The organism is Pseudomonas sp. UC 17F4, assembly GCF_900101695.1.
GTDB lineage: Bacteria > Pseudomonadota > Gammaproteobacteria > Pseudomonadales > Pseudomonadaceae > Aquipseudomonas.
Genome location: NZ_FNKV01000001.1, coordinates 4,627,500 through 4,645,079 on the forward strand (window position 1 = coordinate 4,627,500; position 17,580 = coordinate 4,645,079).

Below are 17,580 nucleotides of genomic sequence, written 5' to 3' on the forward strand. Positions count from 1 at the left end.
ATTGCCGCAAATTCACGATCTTTTCACCGACTTTCCCAACCAACATTCAAACTTTTTCCCTTGAGCTTTCCACCGTACGCTCAGTGCCTACACCTCAAGGAAGAAGGTTTTAATTCATGTCTGTTGACCTCAGCTCCCCTACCCGACCAACCGATTTCACACCCATCTCAAGCAAGCTACCCGCGTGGCTGATCAGCGCCCCTGCCGCCACTCATGCTGCGCTACGCAAGGTCGACGTGCAGACATTGCCCTGGCTGGCTGATGCACGGCATACCGATGCGCAGACACTGGAACAGCTGCAAAGGGTGTATATCCGCCATCGCCGCCACGAGCAGCGGGTCCACGAGATACTTGCCGCACTTCCGGCCATCGAGTCCTATGCCGAACCCTTGTTGAAAGCCAAGCTGCAGGAGCGATTCGGCCTGGATGTCGATGTGCACAACAGTTATCTGTTCCATGCCCGGCGCGTGGTCAGCGACGGCTCTTTCCTGACGTTGTCGCAGGATCCAGCGGTCAAGGCTGGTGCCGCGATCAAAGCTGCCACCCAGTCGCTGCTGGCCTGTGCCCTGCAGAACTTCGAAGCCTGGGAAGCCGCGCCGGGCGCCATGACTGACGATCGCGGGCGGACATCGATCGCCTCGCGCATCTACTACTCCGACCCGGCACTCAACCGGCCCGGGCGCTACCCCGACGAGTCGCCGCTGAAAATCGTTCCCGAGCAGTTTGCTGCCCTGTGCCGCGAACTTGACCTGGGCGGTACCTACCAACAGTTGATACACCGCGTACTCAACCCGGAGTCCGCTGCTGGTGATGCTGCCGACGCCGCCAGCGCCAACGTGCGCGCCGACTTCAAACAGCTCGAGCAATCGACGTTCCTCCTGCATACGCACATTGCGCGGTTGAAAAAACCATCAGCCCGCAGATGCATGGCGTATTGCTGGATATCGCTCGAAACAAACCGGCAACCCTGGACGGGATAACGATAACCCGTAACTTTCTCAAACTCTGGGATGTCGAACTCAGCGCCATCGTTGTCTTCGGTAAAGACCGCAGTGCCAGCCAGCACAGCGAAAAGGTCGTGGTCTACATTCCCGATGACCCCTACGACCCGCTCAGGGAGTACCCCTCGCTTGCGCACTTTTTCGCGTCCCTGCGTGACAGCTTTCTGAAGCCGGACTACCAGCAGTTCTTTGCCCGATTTGTACCTGCACGCCAGCGCGCGCGGTTGTTTGCTCGCCTGCACCAGGCTTTCTATCCCAAGGTCTGGAACAGTGCCGCGGGCTACTACGAAGAAAAACTCGACCGCAACGCCAGCCTGCACCTGCGCGAAGGTACCTTTTTCGGCAACCTGCTCAACGCGCTGTACCAGCAAAAAATCACCCAGCTCAAGGACGATGCCCTGTTTCACGGCGTGCCCACGGCCGCCGAGGACCACAAGTCGCTGCAAGACAAGCTGCTGTACTTTGTCCAGACTACGCTCAACGTGCTCAATATCGCCGCGTTCGTGGTGCCGGTGCTCGGCGAGGTGATGCTGGCCGTCACCGCCGTACAACTGTGCAACGAAGTCTATGAAGGCATCGAGAGCCTGGCCAGGGGCGAGAGCCAGCAAGCCTGGGGCTACCTGATGGATGTGGTCGAAAACCTGGCGATGATCGCCGCCCTGGGAGGCCTCTCGGCGGCAGGGGGCGGCGCTGCGGTACCAGCCCCTGAGCTGGTCAGGCAGATGCAGAGCGTGCAACTGGCCGATGGCAGCACGCGCCTGTGGAAACCCGACCTGCAGCCATTCGCCCAAGACGTCAGGCTACCCGCCGAGTTGCAACCCAATGCCTCCGGGCTCTACGACTACCAGGGCCGACAATGGCTGGTGCTCGAAGGCCGCACCTACGCGGTCAAGCCGCCCGCTGCCAGCGCGCCCTACCGGCTGGAACATCCGTGGCGCATGGGCGCCTACGAGCCGCCTTTGCGCCATAACCAGGCAGGCGCCTGGCTGCAGGTTACCGACCAGCCGCTTGAGTGGGAAGGCATCCGCCTGTTTCGACGGCTCGGACATGCCGGCGCCGAGTTCTCCGATGAAGTCGCCAGCACCATCATGCGCGTCAGCGAAACCCATCAGGCACAACTGCGTCACGCATTGAGCGAAGGCCTGCACCCACCCGCCCTGTTCAGCGACACGCTACACCGCTTCCGTCTGGAACATGAGCTTGACCGCTTCACCCAGCTACTGGAGGCAGGAGATCCGCACGCCGAACCGGCCCTGCAACTGCAACTACTGGCCGAGGCGCACGGCTGGCCGAACGGCCAAGCGCTGACCGTGCTCGATGAGCAGGGTAAGGTGCTTGCGCAGTACCACAGCCAAAGTGGCAATGCGCTGCCCCGCCCCCTGCAGGTGCGGCTCGGTGGTGATGACGTTCTCGATGCACTGATGCGGCAAATGACCAAGGCAGAGCTCGAAGGACTGCTGCAACACCCGCTGGGTTCAGGCGAGCCCAACTTCACCACAGCGAAACGCCAGTTACAGCAACAACTGGCGACCCAGGCAAAAACCCACAAAACCCGACTGTTCAATGAACGCTACCAGGCACTGCAAAAAACCGACGCTGGCCCGGTGCTGCAGGTCCAGCAATCCTTCAGCGGCCTGCCCACGGTGGTGGTCGAGGAACTGCTGCGCCACGCCAGCCCGGCAGAACTTGAACAATTGCGTGTCAATGCGCGCATTCCTGTACGAATTGGCGAAGAAGCCCGTGCCTACCAGCATAAGCTGCGTCTGAATCGTGCGTATGAAGGGCTGTATCTGGACGCTGGCAGCAGTTCCGACAGCGAGCGGCTGGCGCTGCATACCCTGGGCACTCTATACGGCTGGTCCACCGACGTACGCCTGGAGGTCCGCGAGGGTTCAACCCAGGGGGCGCTACTCGACAGCATCGGCAGCAGCGAAGCGCCCATTCGCAAGATCCTGGTCAGCGATGGCACCACCTACCGCACCTACGAGGCCGACGGACGCCAATTGCATGGCCGTGACAACCTTTATGCCACAGTCCTGCACGCGCTGCCGGACGCCCAACGCAGTGCCCTGGGCTTTGCCGACGTCAGCCAGCACGCAGCGCTCAAACAGGCCGTACAGTCGCAACCGCTACTGGCCCGGCACAGCTTGAGAGCCGTGCTGAAGATGCAAGCGCTCAAGCCCGGCGCCCGCTCCCCGATGCGCCTGGCCGATGGCAGGCTTGGTTTCCCGTTGAGCGGACGCGGCAGGCTGGCGGGCTTCATCCTTGAAGAGACGCTGCTGGACAAGATCCGTCTGCTTGAATTCGAGCACGCCTTTCCCGAGCAGATCCTGCAGATGTTCTACGACGCGCAGTGGAGCCGTGCGGACATCGACCAGCGCCTGGATCAGTTACTTGCAGAGCAACAGAGCCTGCGCGATCACCTTTCCAACTGGACCGATGCCGCCAGTTCAATGCCGCCCTTGAGCGCTGCGCGCATGAACAGCCGCACACGCATCGCCGAGGCGTTGTGGCGTCACTGGCGCGCCAACAACCTGCCCGAACTGAGTCAAGCCACCACCGCGTTGCAACTCGCAGACGTTTACCTGATCGACTTCCCTGCGCAATTGCCCGATTTCATCCAGCAGCGCGTGCAGGAGCTGCAACTGTGGAACGTGAACCCTGACGTTGCGCCGGGCAATCCGCTGATCGACCTGGACAACGAGCGCAACATACTGGGCCGCTTCTTCCAACACCTCCCCCAGGTAAAGTCAGTGCTTTTCGGCCAGAGCTTTGGCCAACCCAGCTATCCCTTCATCGGCCAGACGGTGCTGGAACATTACCCGCAACTGCGCGAACTGAGCCTGATCGATACCCGGTTGTACATCGGCCAGGCCGAAATCAACCTCTACCGGGGTTTCAGCCAGCTTCAACGCCTGGACCTGAGCGGCAACACCCTCAACATACTCGGCAACATCGACCTCAGCGGCTTGAACCTGCAGTACCTGGGGCTGAACCGCACCAGCCTTCGCAGCTGGCCACAGTGGCTCGACAGCGCCAACCTGAATGCAATTGCCGAAGTCTCCCTGGCCGACAACCAGATCACCACGGTACCCGCCGCCGTGCTGGAAAACCCCATCGGTAGCGGGCATCACACCCGGGTTTCGTTACTGAACAACGAGCTTTCGCGGGACACCCTGATCCGCATGCGTCTGAGTGAAGGTGAAGGCAGACGCTTCAGCTTTGAACTGACCATTGCAGAGAATCTTCGCGCCATCCTGGATGTCATGACCCAGGAACGTGCGGAGCTGGATGAAGCCTTTGTGCAGTGGGCCGAAGCGTCCCACTCAGGCGCACCGCTACGCGATGAACAGATTGCCTCCAGGCGCCGCCTGGGCCGCCTGGTGCACGACTTGTGGAGCCACGAACCAACACATGGCCACGTTGGCGCCTTGCGCGTCGAGGCAATTGCCTTGAACGACTTCCCCAGGCGATTGCCGGCGTTTTTCTATCATCGCCTGCGCAGGCTGCAGCTTCTGCGCGTGGACACCAACGCCAGTGAATTGCATCGGTTTCTCAGTGACTTTCCCTACCTCGACAGTTTGCACATCGAGGGGCATGTCACCCCGCTGGGCAGCTTGAATACAGCTTTGCCGCAACTGCGGATGCTGGCACACCTGAGCCTGATCGACCTGGGCTTGAGCATCGATCAGTCGGCGCTGGCGACGCTGCAACTCATGCCAGGGCTGACTGAGCTGCAACTTGACGCAAATGTTATCGGCGAGATTACCGATGCCTCTGCATTGCGCAACATCGAGCAGTTGAGCCTCAACAATGTCGGCCTGCAAACCTGGCCGCAATGGCTGGACACGCTGCTGCCCGGTCCGATGCAACGCCTGTCGCTGGTTGCCAACCAGTTGCGCGAATTGCCCGAGCGAATTCTCGCCAACCCACGTACTGAAGAGCATCACACTGAAATTTCCCTGACCGGCAACCCGTTGAGCCACGAGAGCATGCGTCGCGCACACTTGTCCGAAGGTTTCAATCGCGCCTACGACTTCTATATGGACTTGCCGCCCGATATCCGTGCCCTGGAGCGTGAACCACACTATTCAAGCGAGTCTTCCCCCTCTTCCCCTGAAGAAGCCGAATCCGGTGCGGATGTCTGGCTAAGCGGTGCTGAGGACCGCAGTGCGATACGCAGAGGTATCTGGCAACAGATCGAAGACGGCGCAGACGCCAGCGACCTGCTGGGGGTCATCAGCCATCTGGAACACAGCGCCGACTATCGCGATGCTAGTAGCCGCAATGGCCTTACCGAACGGGTTTGGGGCGTGCTCGAGGTAGCCGCCAATGACACAGAGCTGCGCCTGGTCCTCAACGGTATGGGTGCCGAACCCTTGCAGCAGATCAGGCAGCGCGACACCTGCCCTGACGGCATACGCCTGGCCTTCAACCAGATGGAAATCCAGGTATTCATTCGTCAATCGCTGCAGGGCGTTGCCGCCGAACAGCGGGGCAGTTCCCTGTACGCCCTCACCCGCCGCCTGTACCGGCTGGAGGCTCTGGACAATGCCGCCCGCGAACAGGCCGGTAGCCGCGACGAAGCCGAAGTGCGCCTGGCCTATCGCCTGCAATGGGCCCGTGATCTGGACCTGCCGGTGCCGCCGAGCAACATGTTGTACCGAACGGCCGCCAACATTCGCCCCGGGGAACTGGATGCTGCGTTGAACCAGGTACGCCAGGGCGAAGGCGGCCAGGCCTTCCTCGACTTCGCCAGGGGGCGGGACTTCTGGGTGGATTACCTGCGCGAGAGCCACGCCGATCGTTTCATGGCGCTCAAGTCTGCCTACGAGGCCGAGGTACTGGAGCTGTACGACCTCTATCCGGATGACAACCCCGACCAGATTGCCGCACGCATCACCGCGCTGGAGCAACAGTTCAAGCGCAACGAAAGCAACCTGATCGAGGCGCTGACCAACCTGGCAGGGCAACAGCAACGTTGAACCTGCCTTTGCACCGGCCAGCCTTGAGTAAGGTGGCCGGTGCAATGCCTCAGTTCTGGTGGCGCGCGACCCACACGGCGAACTTGTCGATAAAGGTCTGCAGGAACGGCCGGGTCTTCTCCGACAGCTTGCCGTTGTCGTCAAACAGCGTTCCCGCCCCACCGATGTACGCTTCAGGCTGCTGCATGCACGGCACATCAAGGAACACCAGCGACTGGCGCAGGTGATGGTTGGCACCAAAGCCGCCCACCGCCCCCGGCGACACACTGATCACCGCCCCGGGCTTGCCACTCCAGGCGCTCTGGCCATAGGGCCGCGAGCCCACATCGATGGCATTCTTCAACACTCCCGGCACCGAGCGGTTGTACTCGGGGGTGACAAACAGCAGCGCATCACTGCCGCGAATCTGCTCGCGAAACGTTTTGTAGGCCTGCGGCGGATTGACGTCGATATCCTCGTTGTACAAGGCCAGCTCGCCAATTTCGACGATGTGCAGCTTGAGGCTGGATGGCGCAAGCTCGGCCAGCGCGCGGGCGACTTTGCGGTTGAGGGATTCCTTGCGCAAGCTGCCGACGACGACGGCGACTGAATACACCTGGCTCATGGCAAATTCCTGATGTGATGAACAAAGGGAGTTGTAGGTATAGATGATCCGGCACGGCCCTGAAGTTTTTTTCCATACAGGCAAAACTTACCAGGCAAAACAGTGGTCTATGCCTGACAGATACTTATTTCTTCAGAGGTTGTACGGTAAATGACAGCAGTACTGGTCGGACAGTTTCATGCACGGGACGCCGAGGGCCGCATCTATCCCGTTCATGAGTTCCAGGAAGCCACCCTGCAGGCCGACGGAAGCGCCGCATCCCTGCCCATTACCACCTACAAGCTGGCAATCGGTGACCGGGTCAACCACCTGGGTGAAGACCGTTTTGAGCTGGTCCAGAGTGGCGTGGAAATCATCCGCATTCCTTGAGCCCGCTCAGGCCTTGATGCAATCGACGGTATAGACCCGTCCCTGCGCTGTGGTTTCATGCTGCAACCCATGGACATCGGCGACAAAACCGGGAAAGCCGCTGTCGAAGGCAGCAGCAAAGGCCAGGTAGTCGATGATCGAACGGGTCGCCTCGGTAAAGCGCTCCCCCGGCATGATCAACGCAATGCCCGGCGGATAGGGCACCAGCATCACCGCAGCGATGCGCCCGAGTAACTGCTCGATCGGCACCGCCTCGACCTCCCCGCGCACCATCCGGTCATAGGCATCGGCAGGTTTCATCACCACTTCCGGCAAACGCGTGAACAGGCGCTTGAGTTGCTTGGCCGTGGCATTGCTGCGGTAGCAAGCGTGCAACTGGTCACACAGGTCGCGCAAGCCCAGGCCCTGGTAACGCACTGGATCGAGCTGGGCGACGCAGGGCAGGCATTCGAGCAGGCGGGTGTTGGCATCGTAGTTGCGCTTGAACTCAAGCAACTCGGTCAGCAGCGTGCTCCATTTGCCCTTGGTGATGCCCATCGAGAACAACACCAGGAAGGTGTAGAGCCCGGTCTTTTCCACCACCAAGCCGCGCTCCCAGAGAAACTTGCTGACCACCGCGGCCGGGATGCCATGCTCGCTCAAGGCGCCGCCGGCACTGAGCCCGGGCATCACCAGGGTGACCTTGATCGGGTCGAGCAGCACGTAATCGTCACTGACATCAGCGAAACCGTGCCAGTCGGCCTGGGGCTGCAACAGCCAGTCTTCGGTGGCGAGCCGCCGTGCACCGTCCGCCAGCGGCGGCTGCCAGATGCTGAACCACCAGTCATCAGCGGCCATGTGCTCACGCAGGTTGGCCATGGCCCGGCGAAAGCTCAGCGCCTCATCGAACATTTCCTGCAGCAAGGAGCGCCCGGCCGGGCCTTCCATCATCGCCGAAGAGACATCCAGCGAGGCGAGGATGCTGTACTGCGGCGAGGTGGAAATATGCATCATGAAGGCTTCGTTGAAGCGGTCGCGGTCCAGCTGGCGGGCGCCTCCGTCCTGCACATGGATCATCGACGCCTGGCTGAAGGCAGCCAGCAGCTTGTGGGTCGAGTGAGTGCTGAACACCAGCGGGCTGTCGGCACTGCGCGAAGTGCCCATGGCGTAACGCCCGCGGAAGAACTCGTGAAACGCCGCGTAGGCATACCAGGCCTCATCAAAATGCAACACCTCGACACTGTTGCCCAGTTCCTGCTTGATCAGCTCGGCGTTGTAGCACAAGCCGTCATAGGTGGAGTTGGTCACCACCGCCAGCTTGACCCTGGGCGGAAGGCCACGGGCCAGGGGGTTGGCGCTGATCTTGGCGGCAATCGAGGCCTGGCTGAATTCGCTCAGCGGGATTGGCCCGATGATCCCCAGCTCGTTGCGCTCCGGGCACAGGTACAAAGGGATGGCCCCGGTCATGATGATCGCGTGGACCACCGACTTGTGGCAGTTGCGGTCGACCAGCACCAGGTCATCTCGACCGACCATCGAGTGCCAGACAATCTTGTTGGCGGTGGAAGTGCCATTGATCACAAAAAAGGTATGGTCGGCACCGAAATTCTTTGCCGCCCGCGCCTCGGCGGCCGCCAGCGGCCCGGTGTGATCGAGCAGCGAGCCCAGCTCAGGGACCGACACCGACAGGTCCGAACGCAGGGTGTTCTCGCCGAAGAACTGGTGAAAGGCCTGGCCGACCGGGCTTTTGCGATAGGCCACGCCACCGCCATGGCCGGGGGTGTGCCATGAGTAGTTCGATTGCGCGGTGTGCTGTACCAGCGCCTTGAAAAAGGGCGGCAGCAAGCCATCCAGATAACTGTGCGCGGCCCGCGCCACCTGGCGGGCGAGAAACGGCACGGTGTCTTCGAACAGGTAGAGAATGCCGCGCAGCTGGTTCAGCTCGCTCATGACATCGGCAGGGGCATTCTCCAGGGTCACCTGCTCGCCCAGGGCGAAGATCGGCAGGTGCGGTGCACGCACCCGGGCCAGGCGAATCAGTTCGACCATGTTCTGTAAAAGGTGAGTGTTTTCCCCAGCGCCTTCGGCAGCAATCAGCATGCACGCCAGGCCGTGATGGGTGGCGGCGACCAGGCGGCCTTCGGCGTAATCGACGGCCGGCAGGATGGTGAAGCCGTCCTGGGCCAGCTCCTGGGCAATTGCGCGAACACGCTCGCCAGCGACCGTATCGGCCTTGATGTCGCGATGCACGATGAGGACGGGGAACTTGAGGTCCTTGTACATGGGCGGGCGCTTCCTCCGGGTGACAGCTCTGTCACCTCAGGGTAGAAGGTCGCCAGCGCCCCTGCGCGGCAAATTGCCTCAGTTTGCTTCGGACAACTGCTGCCACAGCGCCGGGCCACCGGCGGACTTGGCGATGGCTTCCAGACGCGCCATGTGCAGCTCGAGCTCCTGCTCGCTGGCGCGAATGATCCGCCCCGGCTGGCGACTGGCAGGCAGGCGGCGAATTTCGCTGCCGCGGTTGTCGTCGCCCTCCTCTTCGCCATCGGCACCGTGGCCGGCCAGCGACAGGCTGGTCTGGCCACCGGTCATGCTCAGGTAGACGTCGGCCAGCAGCTCGGAGTCGAGCAGTGCGCCGTGCAGCTCACGGCCGGAGTTGTCGACACCATAGCGTTTGCACAACGCATCGAGGCTGTTGCGCTGCCCCGGATGACGCGAGCGGGCCATCATCAGGGTGTCGAGGATAGTGCAATGCTGGGAGATGTCGGCGCGATCGTGCTGGCCGAGCAAAGCGAATTCGTTGTTGATGAAGCCAACGTCGAACGCCGCGTTGTGGATGATCAGCTGGGCGCCCTGAATGAACTCGAAGAATTCATCGGCGACTTCAGCAAAGCGCGGCTTGTCGAGCAGGAAGGAGTCGGTGATGCCGTGGACGCCAATGGCGCCCTCGTCACTCTCGCGGTCCGGCTGCAGGTAGACGTGGAAATGGCGCCCGGTCAGGCGCCGGCCCATCAGCTCGACACAACCGATCTCGATGACCCGGTGGCCGTCAGTCACCGGCATACCGGTGGTTTCGGTGTCGAGGACGACCGACCTGTTGTTCTGAATCTCCACGCCGATGGTCTCCTGCCGCGTACAGTCTGGTGAAAAGCCGGCCATTCTACCTCAGCTCAAGGGCGAGTGGCGGCCGGTGTAGTCAACGCAGACCACGGACCTCGTCAACACCGCGGTTAGCCAGTTGATCGGCACGCTCGTTGCCATGATGGCCAATATGCCCGCGGACCCATTTCCAGGTCACTTTGTGCCGGCCCACCTGTTCATCGAGCAACTGCCAGAGGTCGGCGTTCTTTACCGGTTCTTTGGCGGCGGTTTTCCAGCCGCGTTTTTTCCAGTTGACCATCCACTCGGTGATGCCTTTCATCACGTACTGGGAGTCGGTGACCAGCAGCACTTCGCACTCGCGCTTGAGCGCTTCCAGGCCCTTGATCGCCGCCATCAGTTCCATACGGTTGTTGGTGGTCTCGCGTTCGCCGCCCCACAGCTCCTTTTCGACGCCCTTGCACACCATCAGCACACCCCAGCCGCCCGGGCCGGGGTTGCCCTTGCAGGCACCATCGGTGAAGATTTCGACGCTATCGCTCATTTACAGCCTTTTTCATCAATGATTTGGCCCCGCGCCCAGGGGGCCCGGAACTCAGGGTTCGGAATGGCGCCGGTTGACCTTGGCCATCGGCAGCGGCAGCAGTTTGCCCATCGGCTCGCGGCGCTCCAGGCGCAGGGGCCGCAGGCCGACCACCATCTTGCGCGCCACCAGCAGGTAGACACCGCCACCAGCACTCTGCCAGCCACCGGCGATCCGCTCCCAGCCGGCCAGGCGCTGTTGCCAGGCGGGGGATGCGAGCGGCGGACGATAGCACCCGAAGTGGCGTTTCTCCAGCGCGAAACCCAGCAGGTTGAGCCAGTCGCCAACCCGCGACGGGGAAATGCAGCGCGCCTTGCGCAAGGCATCATGGGCGAACACCCGGCGTACGCCCCAACTGCTCCAGGGGTTGATGCCGACGATCAGCAAATGACCACCCGGGCGCACACTGCTGGCGGCCTCGCGCAGCAGGCCATGGGGCGACAGGCTGAAGTCCAGGCCATGTTGCAGCACCACGACGTCGGCGGCATGTTCGCTCAGTGGCCAGGCCTGTTCTTCACAGACGATCTCGACCCCTGGCAGCGGCGCGCCGAGGCGCACGTTACGCTGCACCTGCGGGGCCTTGGGCGGTGCTTCGGCGCAGGGGCCGTAATGCACCAGGTAACCGCCGAAGTAACGCCCCAGTTCCTCTTCGAGCAGGCGTTGCTCTTCTTTGAGCATCATTTGCCCCAACGGGCCGGCGAACCAGTCGCGGGCCAGGCTGATCAGCTCCAGCCACTGCGGATCGGCCTGGGCGAAGGCTTGATCGGTCATTGCAGTCTCCCTTGAAGGTTCTCGACAGCGCGCATAGCTACTAAGATGCACCCATGTCCACCGTTTGGCGAATCGCACCATGATACAGATCGATGCCCTGCCCGCTTTCAACGATAACTACATCTGGTTGTTGCAAGATGCTGCCAACCAGCGTTGCGCGGTGGTCGATCCAGGCGATGCCGCGCCCGTCCTGGCCTGGCTTGAGCGCCATCCCGGCTGGCGACTGAGCGACATCCTCATTACCCATCACCACCACGATCATGTCGGTGGCGTCGAGCAGCTCAAGTCGCACACCGGCGCGACCGTCTACGGCCCGGCCCACGAGCGCATCCCTGGCCGTGACCAGGCCCTGGAGGACAACGCCAGCGTGCGCGTTCTGGGCCTGGATTTCCAGGTTATCGCGGTGCCTGGACACACCCTGGGACACATTGCCTATTATTGCCCGCAAACAACCACCCCGGTGCTGTTCTGCGGCGACACCCTGTTCGCCGCCGGTTGCGGGCGCCTGTTCGAGGGCACGCCGGAGCAGATGCACCACTCCCTGCAGCGCCTGGCCGCGCTGCCCGCCGCCACCCTGGTGTATTGCACCCACGAATACACCCTGAGCAACCTGCGCTTCGCCCAGGCGGTGGAGCCTGAAAACCCGCACATTGCCCAACGCTTCGCCGACGTTACCCAGCTTAGGGCACAAGATCGCATCACGTTGCCATCAACCCTGGCCCTGGAAAAGCTCACCAACCCCTTTCTGCGGACCACCGAAACATCCGTTAAAGAAAAACTAGACGAACGGATTGACCACTTAAACCCTACGCCAAGTGCTGTTTTTGCTGGGTTGCGTGCTTGGAAAGATACGTTCTAAACAGCCGCTGCTGGTGACGGAAAGTTCTGAAAGGTTGACCGTTGGGGGGCCGCTTTCTAGAATCCCCCGACATTTTTGCCCGGAACTTCGTCCCAGCCAATGTCGTCCACTAGCCGCAGAACCTTCAATTCCGTCGCCCTGACGCGCCTGGCCCAAGCCAGTGCGCTGGCCCTGGCCGCCACCCTCGTGGGCTGCCAGAGCACCCGTCAAGTCGACGAATCCGACAGCGTTCGCGCGCACAACTACCAGGCCCGGGCCAAGCAGAAGCCGTTGATCGTACCGGTCAAGCCGGTCGTCGAGCAGGCCCCCCAGGACGTCTGGGAGCGCATGCGCCAGGGCTTCGTGCTGCAGGACGGAGTTGCGGTCAACCCGCGCATCGAACAGCAACGCCTGTGGTTCGCCAGTAATCCTTCGTTCCTCGAAACCGCCGGCGACCGTGGCAGCCTGTACATCCACTACATCGTCGAACGCCTCGAAGAGCGCAACATGCCGCTGGAGCTGGCGCTGCTGCCGGCAATCGAGAGTGCCTACAACCCCATGGCCTACTCCCGGGCCCATGCGGTGGGGCTGTGGCAGTTCATTCCGTCCACCGGGCGTTACTTCAACCTGCGCCAGACCCGCTTCTACGATGGCCGTCGCGATATCACCGCCTCGACCAACGCCGCGCTGGACTACCTGACCCGCCTGCACGACATGTTCAACGGCGACTGGCTGCTGGCCCTGGCCGCCTACAACGCCGGTGAAGGCACGGTCAGCCGCGCCATCGAGCGCAACGAGAAGCTCGGCCTGCCAACCGACTACTGGAACCTGCCGCTGCCGCAGGAAACCCGCGACTACGTGCCCAAACTGCTGGCCCTGTCGCAGGTGGTGATGACGCCGCAAGCCTATGGCGTCAACCTCAACCCGATTGCCAACGAGCCCTACTTCGAAGCCGTGGCGATCAAGGACCGCCTCGACCTGTCACGGGTCGCAGCCCTGGCCGAGATCGACGAAGACGAACTGTTCCAGCTCAACCCGGCCTTCAAGAAGCGCATGACCGTCGACGGCCCGCAGCAACTGCTGGTGCCGACCGCCAAGGCGCAACTGCTGACCGCTTCGCTGTCGAACATGAAGCCTGAAGAGCTGCTGACCCTGCAGCCGAAAAAGGCCGTGTTCGAAGCTGCCATGGCCGAAGCGGCGCCGCGCACCACCACAACCCGTAACAGCCGTTACCGGGTCAAGCGTGGCGACAACCTGGCCAGCATCGCCAAGGCCAACAAGGTCAGCGTCAAGGACTTGCAGCGCTGGAACAAGCTTTCCGGCAAGAACCTCAAGGCCGGCCAGACCCTGGTGATGCAGAACGCCCAGCCGGTTGGCGCCAAGAACCAGAAGAAATCCACCCAGTACAAGGTGCGCAAAGGCGACTCGCTGTACCTGGTGGCCAAGCGCTTCAACGTCGAGATGCAGCATCTCAAGCGCTGGAACCCACGCAGCGGCCACGCCCTCAAGCCAGGCCAGACCCTGACCGTCTACCTCAACCATTGAGGTTCGTGCTCCGGTCACTGACCGGAGCCACCTGCCCCGCCCCACGCGGCACTCTTTTTCCAGTCGATACAAGCTGTTACTGTAGCTGGAATAAAGCCCAAGCCGCCTGGATCGGATCTCGACTTGATACGTCCCCTCCTGTTGCTGTCACTCAGCCTGGCCTTGAGCTTTCCCGCGGGCGCAACAATCAGCGAAAGCCACGGTTACGCCCAGTTCGGCACGCTCAAGTATCCAGCCAAATTCACCCACTTCGACTGGGTCAATCCGCAAGCGCCCAAGGGCGGCACCTTGCGCGCCATGGCATTTGGCACCTTCGACACCCTCAACCCCTACACCTTCAAGGGCTCAAGCCCAGTCACCACGCCGAACTTCTTGCAGTACGGGGTGAGCGAGCTGAACGAAACCCTGATGGTCGGCACCGGCCAGTACGACCCCTCCGGTGATGAGCCCACTTCAAGCTATGGCCTGATCGCAGGCTCGGTCGAGTACAGCGAAGACCGCAGCTGGGTGGTGTTCAACCTGCGCCCCGAAGCGCGCTTTCACGATGGCAAGCCGATTACCGCCAGCGACGTGGCGTTCTCCTATCGCACCCTGCTCAAGGAAGGCCATCCGATCTACCGGACCAACCTGCAGGAAGTCAAACGCGTCGATATCCTCAACCCGCGACGCATCCGCTTTGTCTTCAAGCGCGCCGGCAACCCGCTGCTGATCCTGCGCCTGGGCGAGATGCCGGTGCTGCCGGCACACTACTGGAAAGGCCGCGACTTCAAGGCCACCACCTTCGAGCCGCCTTTGGGCAGTGGCCCCTACCGCATCACCCAGGTGCAGCCCGGGCGACGCCTGGTGTTCGAGCGGGTGAAGAACTACTGGGGCAAGGACCTGGCGGTGAACCGCGGCAAGTACAACGTCGACCGCGTCGAGTACGAGTTCTATCGCGACAGCGCAGTGGCCTTCGAAGCCTTCAAGGCTGGTGAGTTCGACATCTACATCGAGCACCAGGCGAAGAACTGGGCCAACGGCTACAACTTCCCGGCGGTGCGCCGCGGCGATGTGATCAAGGCACAGATCCCGCACAAGATTCCAACCCAGACCCAGGGCCTGTTCATGAACAGTCGCCGGGCGACCTTCAGCGATGCGCGGGTTCGCCAGGCACTGGGGCTGATGCTCGACTTCGAGTGGACCAACCGCGCCCTGTTCAGCAGCGCCTACCAGCGCGCCACCAGTTACTACCCCAACAGCGAGTTCGCCGCCAGCGGCCTGCCGGTGGGCAAGGAGTGGCTGCTGCTGGCGCCCTACCGCAAACAACTGCCGGCAGCGCTGTTCACCGCCCCCTACACGGTGAGCCACACCGACGGCCAAGGCATCAACCGCCAGACCTTGCGCCAGGCCCTCGAGCTGCTCGGCCAGGCCGGCTGGAAGCTCAATGGCCAACGCCTGCTCAACAGCGCCGGGCAACCCTTGAAGCTGGAACTGTTGCTGGTCAATCCGAACCTTGAACGGATCCTGCAACCTTATGTCGAAAATCTCGCCAGCATTGGCATCGAAGCACGCTTGCGCACGGTAGACCGGGCCCAGTACAAACAACGCCTGGACCAGTTCGACTTCGACATGATTCTGATGACCCTGAACCAGACCCTGAGCCCGGGCCTTGAACAATGGCTGTACTTTCACTCAAGCCAGGCCTCGACCAAGGGCAGCAAGAACTATGCTGGCGTGAAAGACCCGGTGGTCGATCACCTGCTCGACACCCTGCTGGCCGCCCAGAGCCGTGAAGACCAAGTGGCCGCCGCCCGCGCCCTGGACCGGGTGCTGCTGTGGCAGTACTACATGATTCCCAACTGGTATCTCGACAACCACCGCCTGGCCTACCGCAATCGCTTTGCCTTTGTGGCCACGCCGCCCTATACCCTGGGGCTCAACAGCTGGTGGATCAAGCCTTCGGAGAAAGCCCAATGATGCCAATGTCCCGCCTGCGCCTGAAGGCCTGCGCACTGCTGCTGGCCTGCCTCGGTGGCCAGGCACTGGCTGCACCGCAACACGCCCTGACCCTTTACGATGAAGCGCCGAAATACCCGGCAGGCTTCAAGCACTTCGACTACGTCAACCCCGACGCGCCCAAGGGCGGCACCTTCCGCCAGGCCGGCTTCGGCGGCTTCGACAGCCTCAACCCGTTCATCAACAAGGGTGTTTCCGCCGACGACATCGGCCTGATCTACGACACTCTGATGACCCAAAGCCTGGATGAGCCCTTCACCGAGTACGGCCTGGTCGCCGGCAAGATCGAGAAAGCTCCGGACAACAGCTGGGTACGCTTCTACCTGCGCCCCGAAGCACGTTTTCATGACGGCCAGCCGATGCAGGCTGAAGACGTGGTGTTCACCTTCAACACCCTGATCAAGCACGGCGCACCGCTGTACCGCGGTTACTACGCCGACGTCGCCGAAGTGATCGCCGAAGATCCGCAGCGGGTATTGTTCAAGTTCAAGCACAGCAACAACCGCGAGCTGCCGCTGATCCTCGGCCAGTTGCCGGTGTTGCCCAAGCACTTCTGGGAAAACCGTGAGTTCACCAAGGGCAACCTCGAAGTTCCCCTGGGCAGCGGCCCGTACAAGGTCGCCGAGGTCAAGCCGGGGCGTTCGATTCGCTACGAGCGGGTCAAGGACTACTGGGGCAAGGACCTGGCGGTCAATCGCGGCTTTTACAACTTCGACGAGATGACCACCGACTATTACCGCGATAGCGCCGTCACCCTCGAAGCGCTCAAGGCCGGCCAGTTCGACTACCGCCTGGAAACCGCCGCCAAGAGCTGGGCCACCGCCTACGACGTGCCAGCCGTACGGCAGAAACGCCTGATCCTCGAAGAGCTGCCCAACGGTAACCCGACCGGCATGCAGGGCTTCGTCTACAACATCCGCCGCCCGCTGTTCCAGGATGTGCGGGTACGTGAAGCGCTGAGCCTGCTGCTGGACTTCGAATGGACCAACAAGCAGCTGTTCAACGGCGCCTACACCCGCACCCGCAGCTACTTCGAGAACTCCGACATGGCCGCCACCGGCCTGCCCGACGCCGCCGAACTGAAAATTCTCGAACCGCTGCGCGGCAAGATCCCCGACCAGGTGTTCACCCAGCCCTTCGCCAACCCGGTCACCGATGGCAGCGGCATGATCCGCGAACAGCAGCGCAAAGCCTACAAGCTGCTGCAGGACGCCGGCTGGCGCATCGTCGACGACAAGATGGTCGACGCTCAGGGCAAGCCAGTGTCGATCGAGTTTCTCCTGGCCCAGACCGAGTTCGAACGCATCCTGCTGCCGTTCAAGCGCAACCTCGCCGACCTGGGCATCGACCTGGTGATTCGCCGGGTCGATGTTTCGCAGTACATCAACCGCCTGCGCTCACGGGACTTCGACATGATCGTCGGCGGCTACCCGCAGTCCAACTCGCCGGGCAACGAGCAACGCGAGTTCTGGCAGAGTGCTGCTGCCGACAACCCCGGCAGCCGCAACTTCATCGGTCTGAAAGACCCGGCCATCGACACCCTGGTCGAGCAGTTGATCAACGCCGATTCGCGACAAAGCCTGATCGAGCATTCGCGCGCCCTCGACCGGGTGCTGCAATGGGGCTTCTACGTGATCCCCAACTGGCACATCAAGACCTGGCGCGTGGCCTACTGGAACCACATCGGCCACCCCAAGGTGTCGCCCAAATACGACATCGGCATCAACACCTGGTGGATCAAGCCGGATGTCGAGCCGGTGGTACCGCTGAACCCGGCGCCCGAGGCGCAAGCGGCCGAAGGGGCGAAATAG

General features: G+C 62.1%; 12 protein-coding genes. 7 read left to right on the top strand and 5 right to left on the bottom strand.

Going from position 1 to position 17,580, the window contains the following annotated elements; all coding sequences use genetic code 11:
• The first annotated feature begins 116 nt into the window (after positions 1 to 116).
• Complete coding sequence (locus tag BLR26_RS27220) at positions 117 to 980, top strand: dermonecrotic toxin domain-containing protein (protein ID WP_143013301.1); 864 nt, start codon at positions 117 to 119, stop codon at positions 978 to 980.
• Entirely contained in the window at positions 923 to 5,986 is a 5,064-nt protein-coding gene (locus tag BLR26_RS21060; protein ID WP_093385202.1) for an NEL-type E3 ubiquitin ligase domain-containing protein, read from the top strand. The genes BLR26_RS27220 and BLR26_RS21060 overlap by 58 nt, the downstream gene beginning before the upstream one ends.
• 49 nt (positions 5,987 to 6,035) lie before the next feature.
• On the opposite strand, the gene BLR26_RS21065 is transcribed toward BLR26_RS21060, so the two are convergent.
• Entirely contained in the window at positions 6,036 to 6,590 is a 555-nt protein-coding gene (locus tag BLR26_RS21065; protein ID WP_093385206.1) for an NADPH-dependent FMN reductase, read from the bottom strand.
• A gap of 150 nt (positions 6,591 to 6,740) precedes the next feature.
• On the opposite strand from BLR26_RS21065, the gene BLR26_RS21070 reads away from it, so the two are divergent.
• Entirely contained in the window at positions 6,741 to 6,959 is a 219-nt protein-coding gene (locus BLR26_RS21070) for a hypothetical protein (RefSeq protein WP_038996154.1), read from the top strand.
• Between the two features lie 6 nt (positions 6,960 to 6,965).
• Here BLR26_RS21070 and BLR26_RS21075 read toward each other — a convergent pair whose 3' ends face one another.
• The 4 genes from BLR26_RS21075 to BLR26_RS21090 form a co-directional block, all read right to left on the bottom strand.
• Positions 6,966 to 9,221, bottom strand: a complete 2,256-nt coding sequence (locus tag BLR26_RS21075; RefSeq protein ID WP_093385210.1) for an Orn/Lys/Arg family decarboxylase — start codon at positions 9,219 to 9,221, stop codon at positions 6,966 to 6,968.
• 78 nt (positions 9,222 to 9,299) lie between these two features.
• Positions 9,300 to 10,046 (bottom strand): DNA polymerase III subunit epsilon, encoded by a 747-nt coding sequence (gene dnaQ / locus BLR26_RS21080; protein ID WP_256326779.1) that lies wholly within the window; start codon positions 10,044 to 10,046, stop codon positions 9,300 to 9,302.
• A gap of 88 nt (positions 10,047 to 10,134) precedes the next feature.
• Positions 10,135 to 10,581 (bottom strand): ribonuclease HI, encoded by a 447-nt coding sequence (rnhA, locus tag BLR26_RS21085; protein WP_045202106.1) that lies wholly within the window; start codon positions 10,579 to 10,581, stop codon positions 10,135 to 10,137.
• Between the two features lie 51 nt (positions 10,582 to 10,632).
• Entirely contained in the window at positions 10,633 to 11,391 is a 759-nt protein-coding gene (locus BLR26_RS21090) for a class I SAM-dependent methyltransferase (protein WP_093385215.1), read from the bottom strand.
• A gap of 79 nt (positions 11,392 to 11,470) precedes the next feature.
• Here BLR26_RS21090 and gloB point away from each other — a divergent pair, with 79 nt between their 5' ends.
• The 4 genes from gloB (at position 11,471) to BLR26_RS21110 (ending at position 17,580) form a co-directional block, all read left to right on the top strand.
• Positions 11,471 to 12,250 (top strand): hydroxyacylglutathione hydrolase, encoded by a 780-nt coding sequence (gene gloB, locus BLR26_RS21095; protein ID WP_093385220.1) that lies wholly within the window; start codon positions 11,471 to 11,473, stop codon positions 12,248 to 12,250.
• Between the two features lie 99 nt (positions 12,251 to 12,349).
• Positions 12,350 to 13,774, top strand: coding sequence for a LysM peptidoglycan-binding domain-containing protein (locus BLR26_RS21100; RefSeq protein ID WP_093385225.1), 1,425 nt, complete (start codon positions 12,350 to 12,352; stop codon positions 13,772 to 13,774).
• A 126-nt stretch (positions 13,775 to 13,900) separates the two neighbouring features.
• Complete coding sequence (locus tag BLR26_RS21105; RefSeq protein ID WP_093387624.1) at positions 13,901 to 15,730, top strand: extracellular solute-binding protein; 1,830 nt, start codon at positions 13,901 to 13,903, stop codon at positions 15,728 to 15,730.
• Entirely contained in the window at positions 15,727 to 17,580 is a 1,854-nt protein-coding gene (locus BLR26_RS21110) for an extracellular solute-binding protein (protein WP_093385230.1), read from the top strand. Before BLR26_RS21105 ends, BLR26_RS21110 begins: the two co-directional genes overlap by 4 nt.

What these genes read in the sequence shown, in the direction of transcription:
- BLR26_RS21100 (WP_093385225.1), top strand. Translation starts at nt 12,350, where the DNA reads ATGTCGTCCACTAGCCGCAGAACCTTCAATTCCGTCGCCCTGACGCGC.
- BLR26_RS21065 (WP_093385206.1), bottom strand. Translation starts at nt 6,590, where the DNA reads ATGAGCCAGGTGTATTCAGTCGCCGTCGTCGTCGGCAGCTTGCGCAAG.
- rnhA (WP_045202106.1), bottom strand. Translation starts at nt 10,581, where the DNA reads ATGAGCGATAGCGTCGAAATCTTCACCGATGGTGCCTGCAAGGGCAAC.
- BLR26_RS27220 (WP_143013301.1), top strand. Translation starts at nt 117, where the DNA reads ATGTCTGTTGACCTCAGCTCCCCTACCCGACCAACCGATTTCACACCC.
- BLR26_RS21090 (WP_093385215.1), bottom strand. Translation starts at nt 11,391, where the DNA reads ATGACCGATCAAGCCTTCGCCCAGGCCGATCCGCAGTGGCTGGAGCTG.
- gloB (WP_093385220.1), top strand. Translation starts at nt 11,471, where the DNA reads ATGATACAGATCGATGCCCTGCCCGCTTTCAACGATAACTACATCTGG.
- BLR26_RS21075 (WP_093385210.1), bottom strand. Translation starts at nt 9,221, where the DNA reads ATGTACAAGGACCTCAAGTTCCCCGTCCTCATCGTGCATCGCGACATC.
- BLR26_RS21070 (WP_038996154.1), top strand. Translation starts at nt 6,741, where the DNA reads ATGACAGCAGTACTGGTCGGACAGTTTCATGCACGGGACGCCGAGGGC.
- BLR26_RS21060 (WP_093385202.1), top strand. Translation starts at nt 923, where the DNA reads ATGCATGGCGTATTGCTGGATATCGCTCGAAACAAACCGGCAACCCTG.
- BLR26_RS21110 (WP_093385230.1), top strand. Translation starts at nt 15,727, where the DNA reads ATGATGCCAATGTCCCGCCTGCGCCTGAAGGCCTGCGCACTGCTGCTG.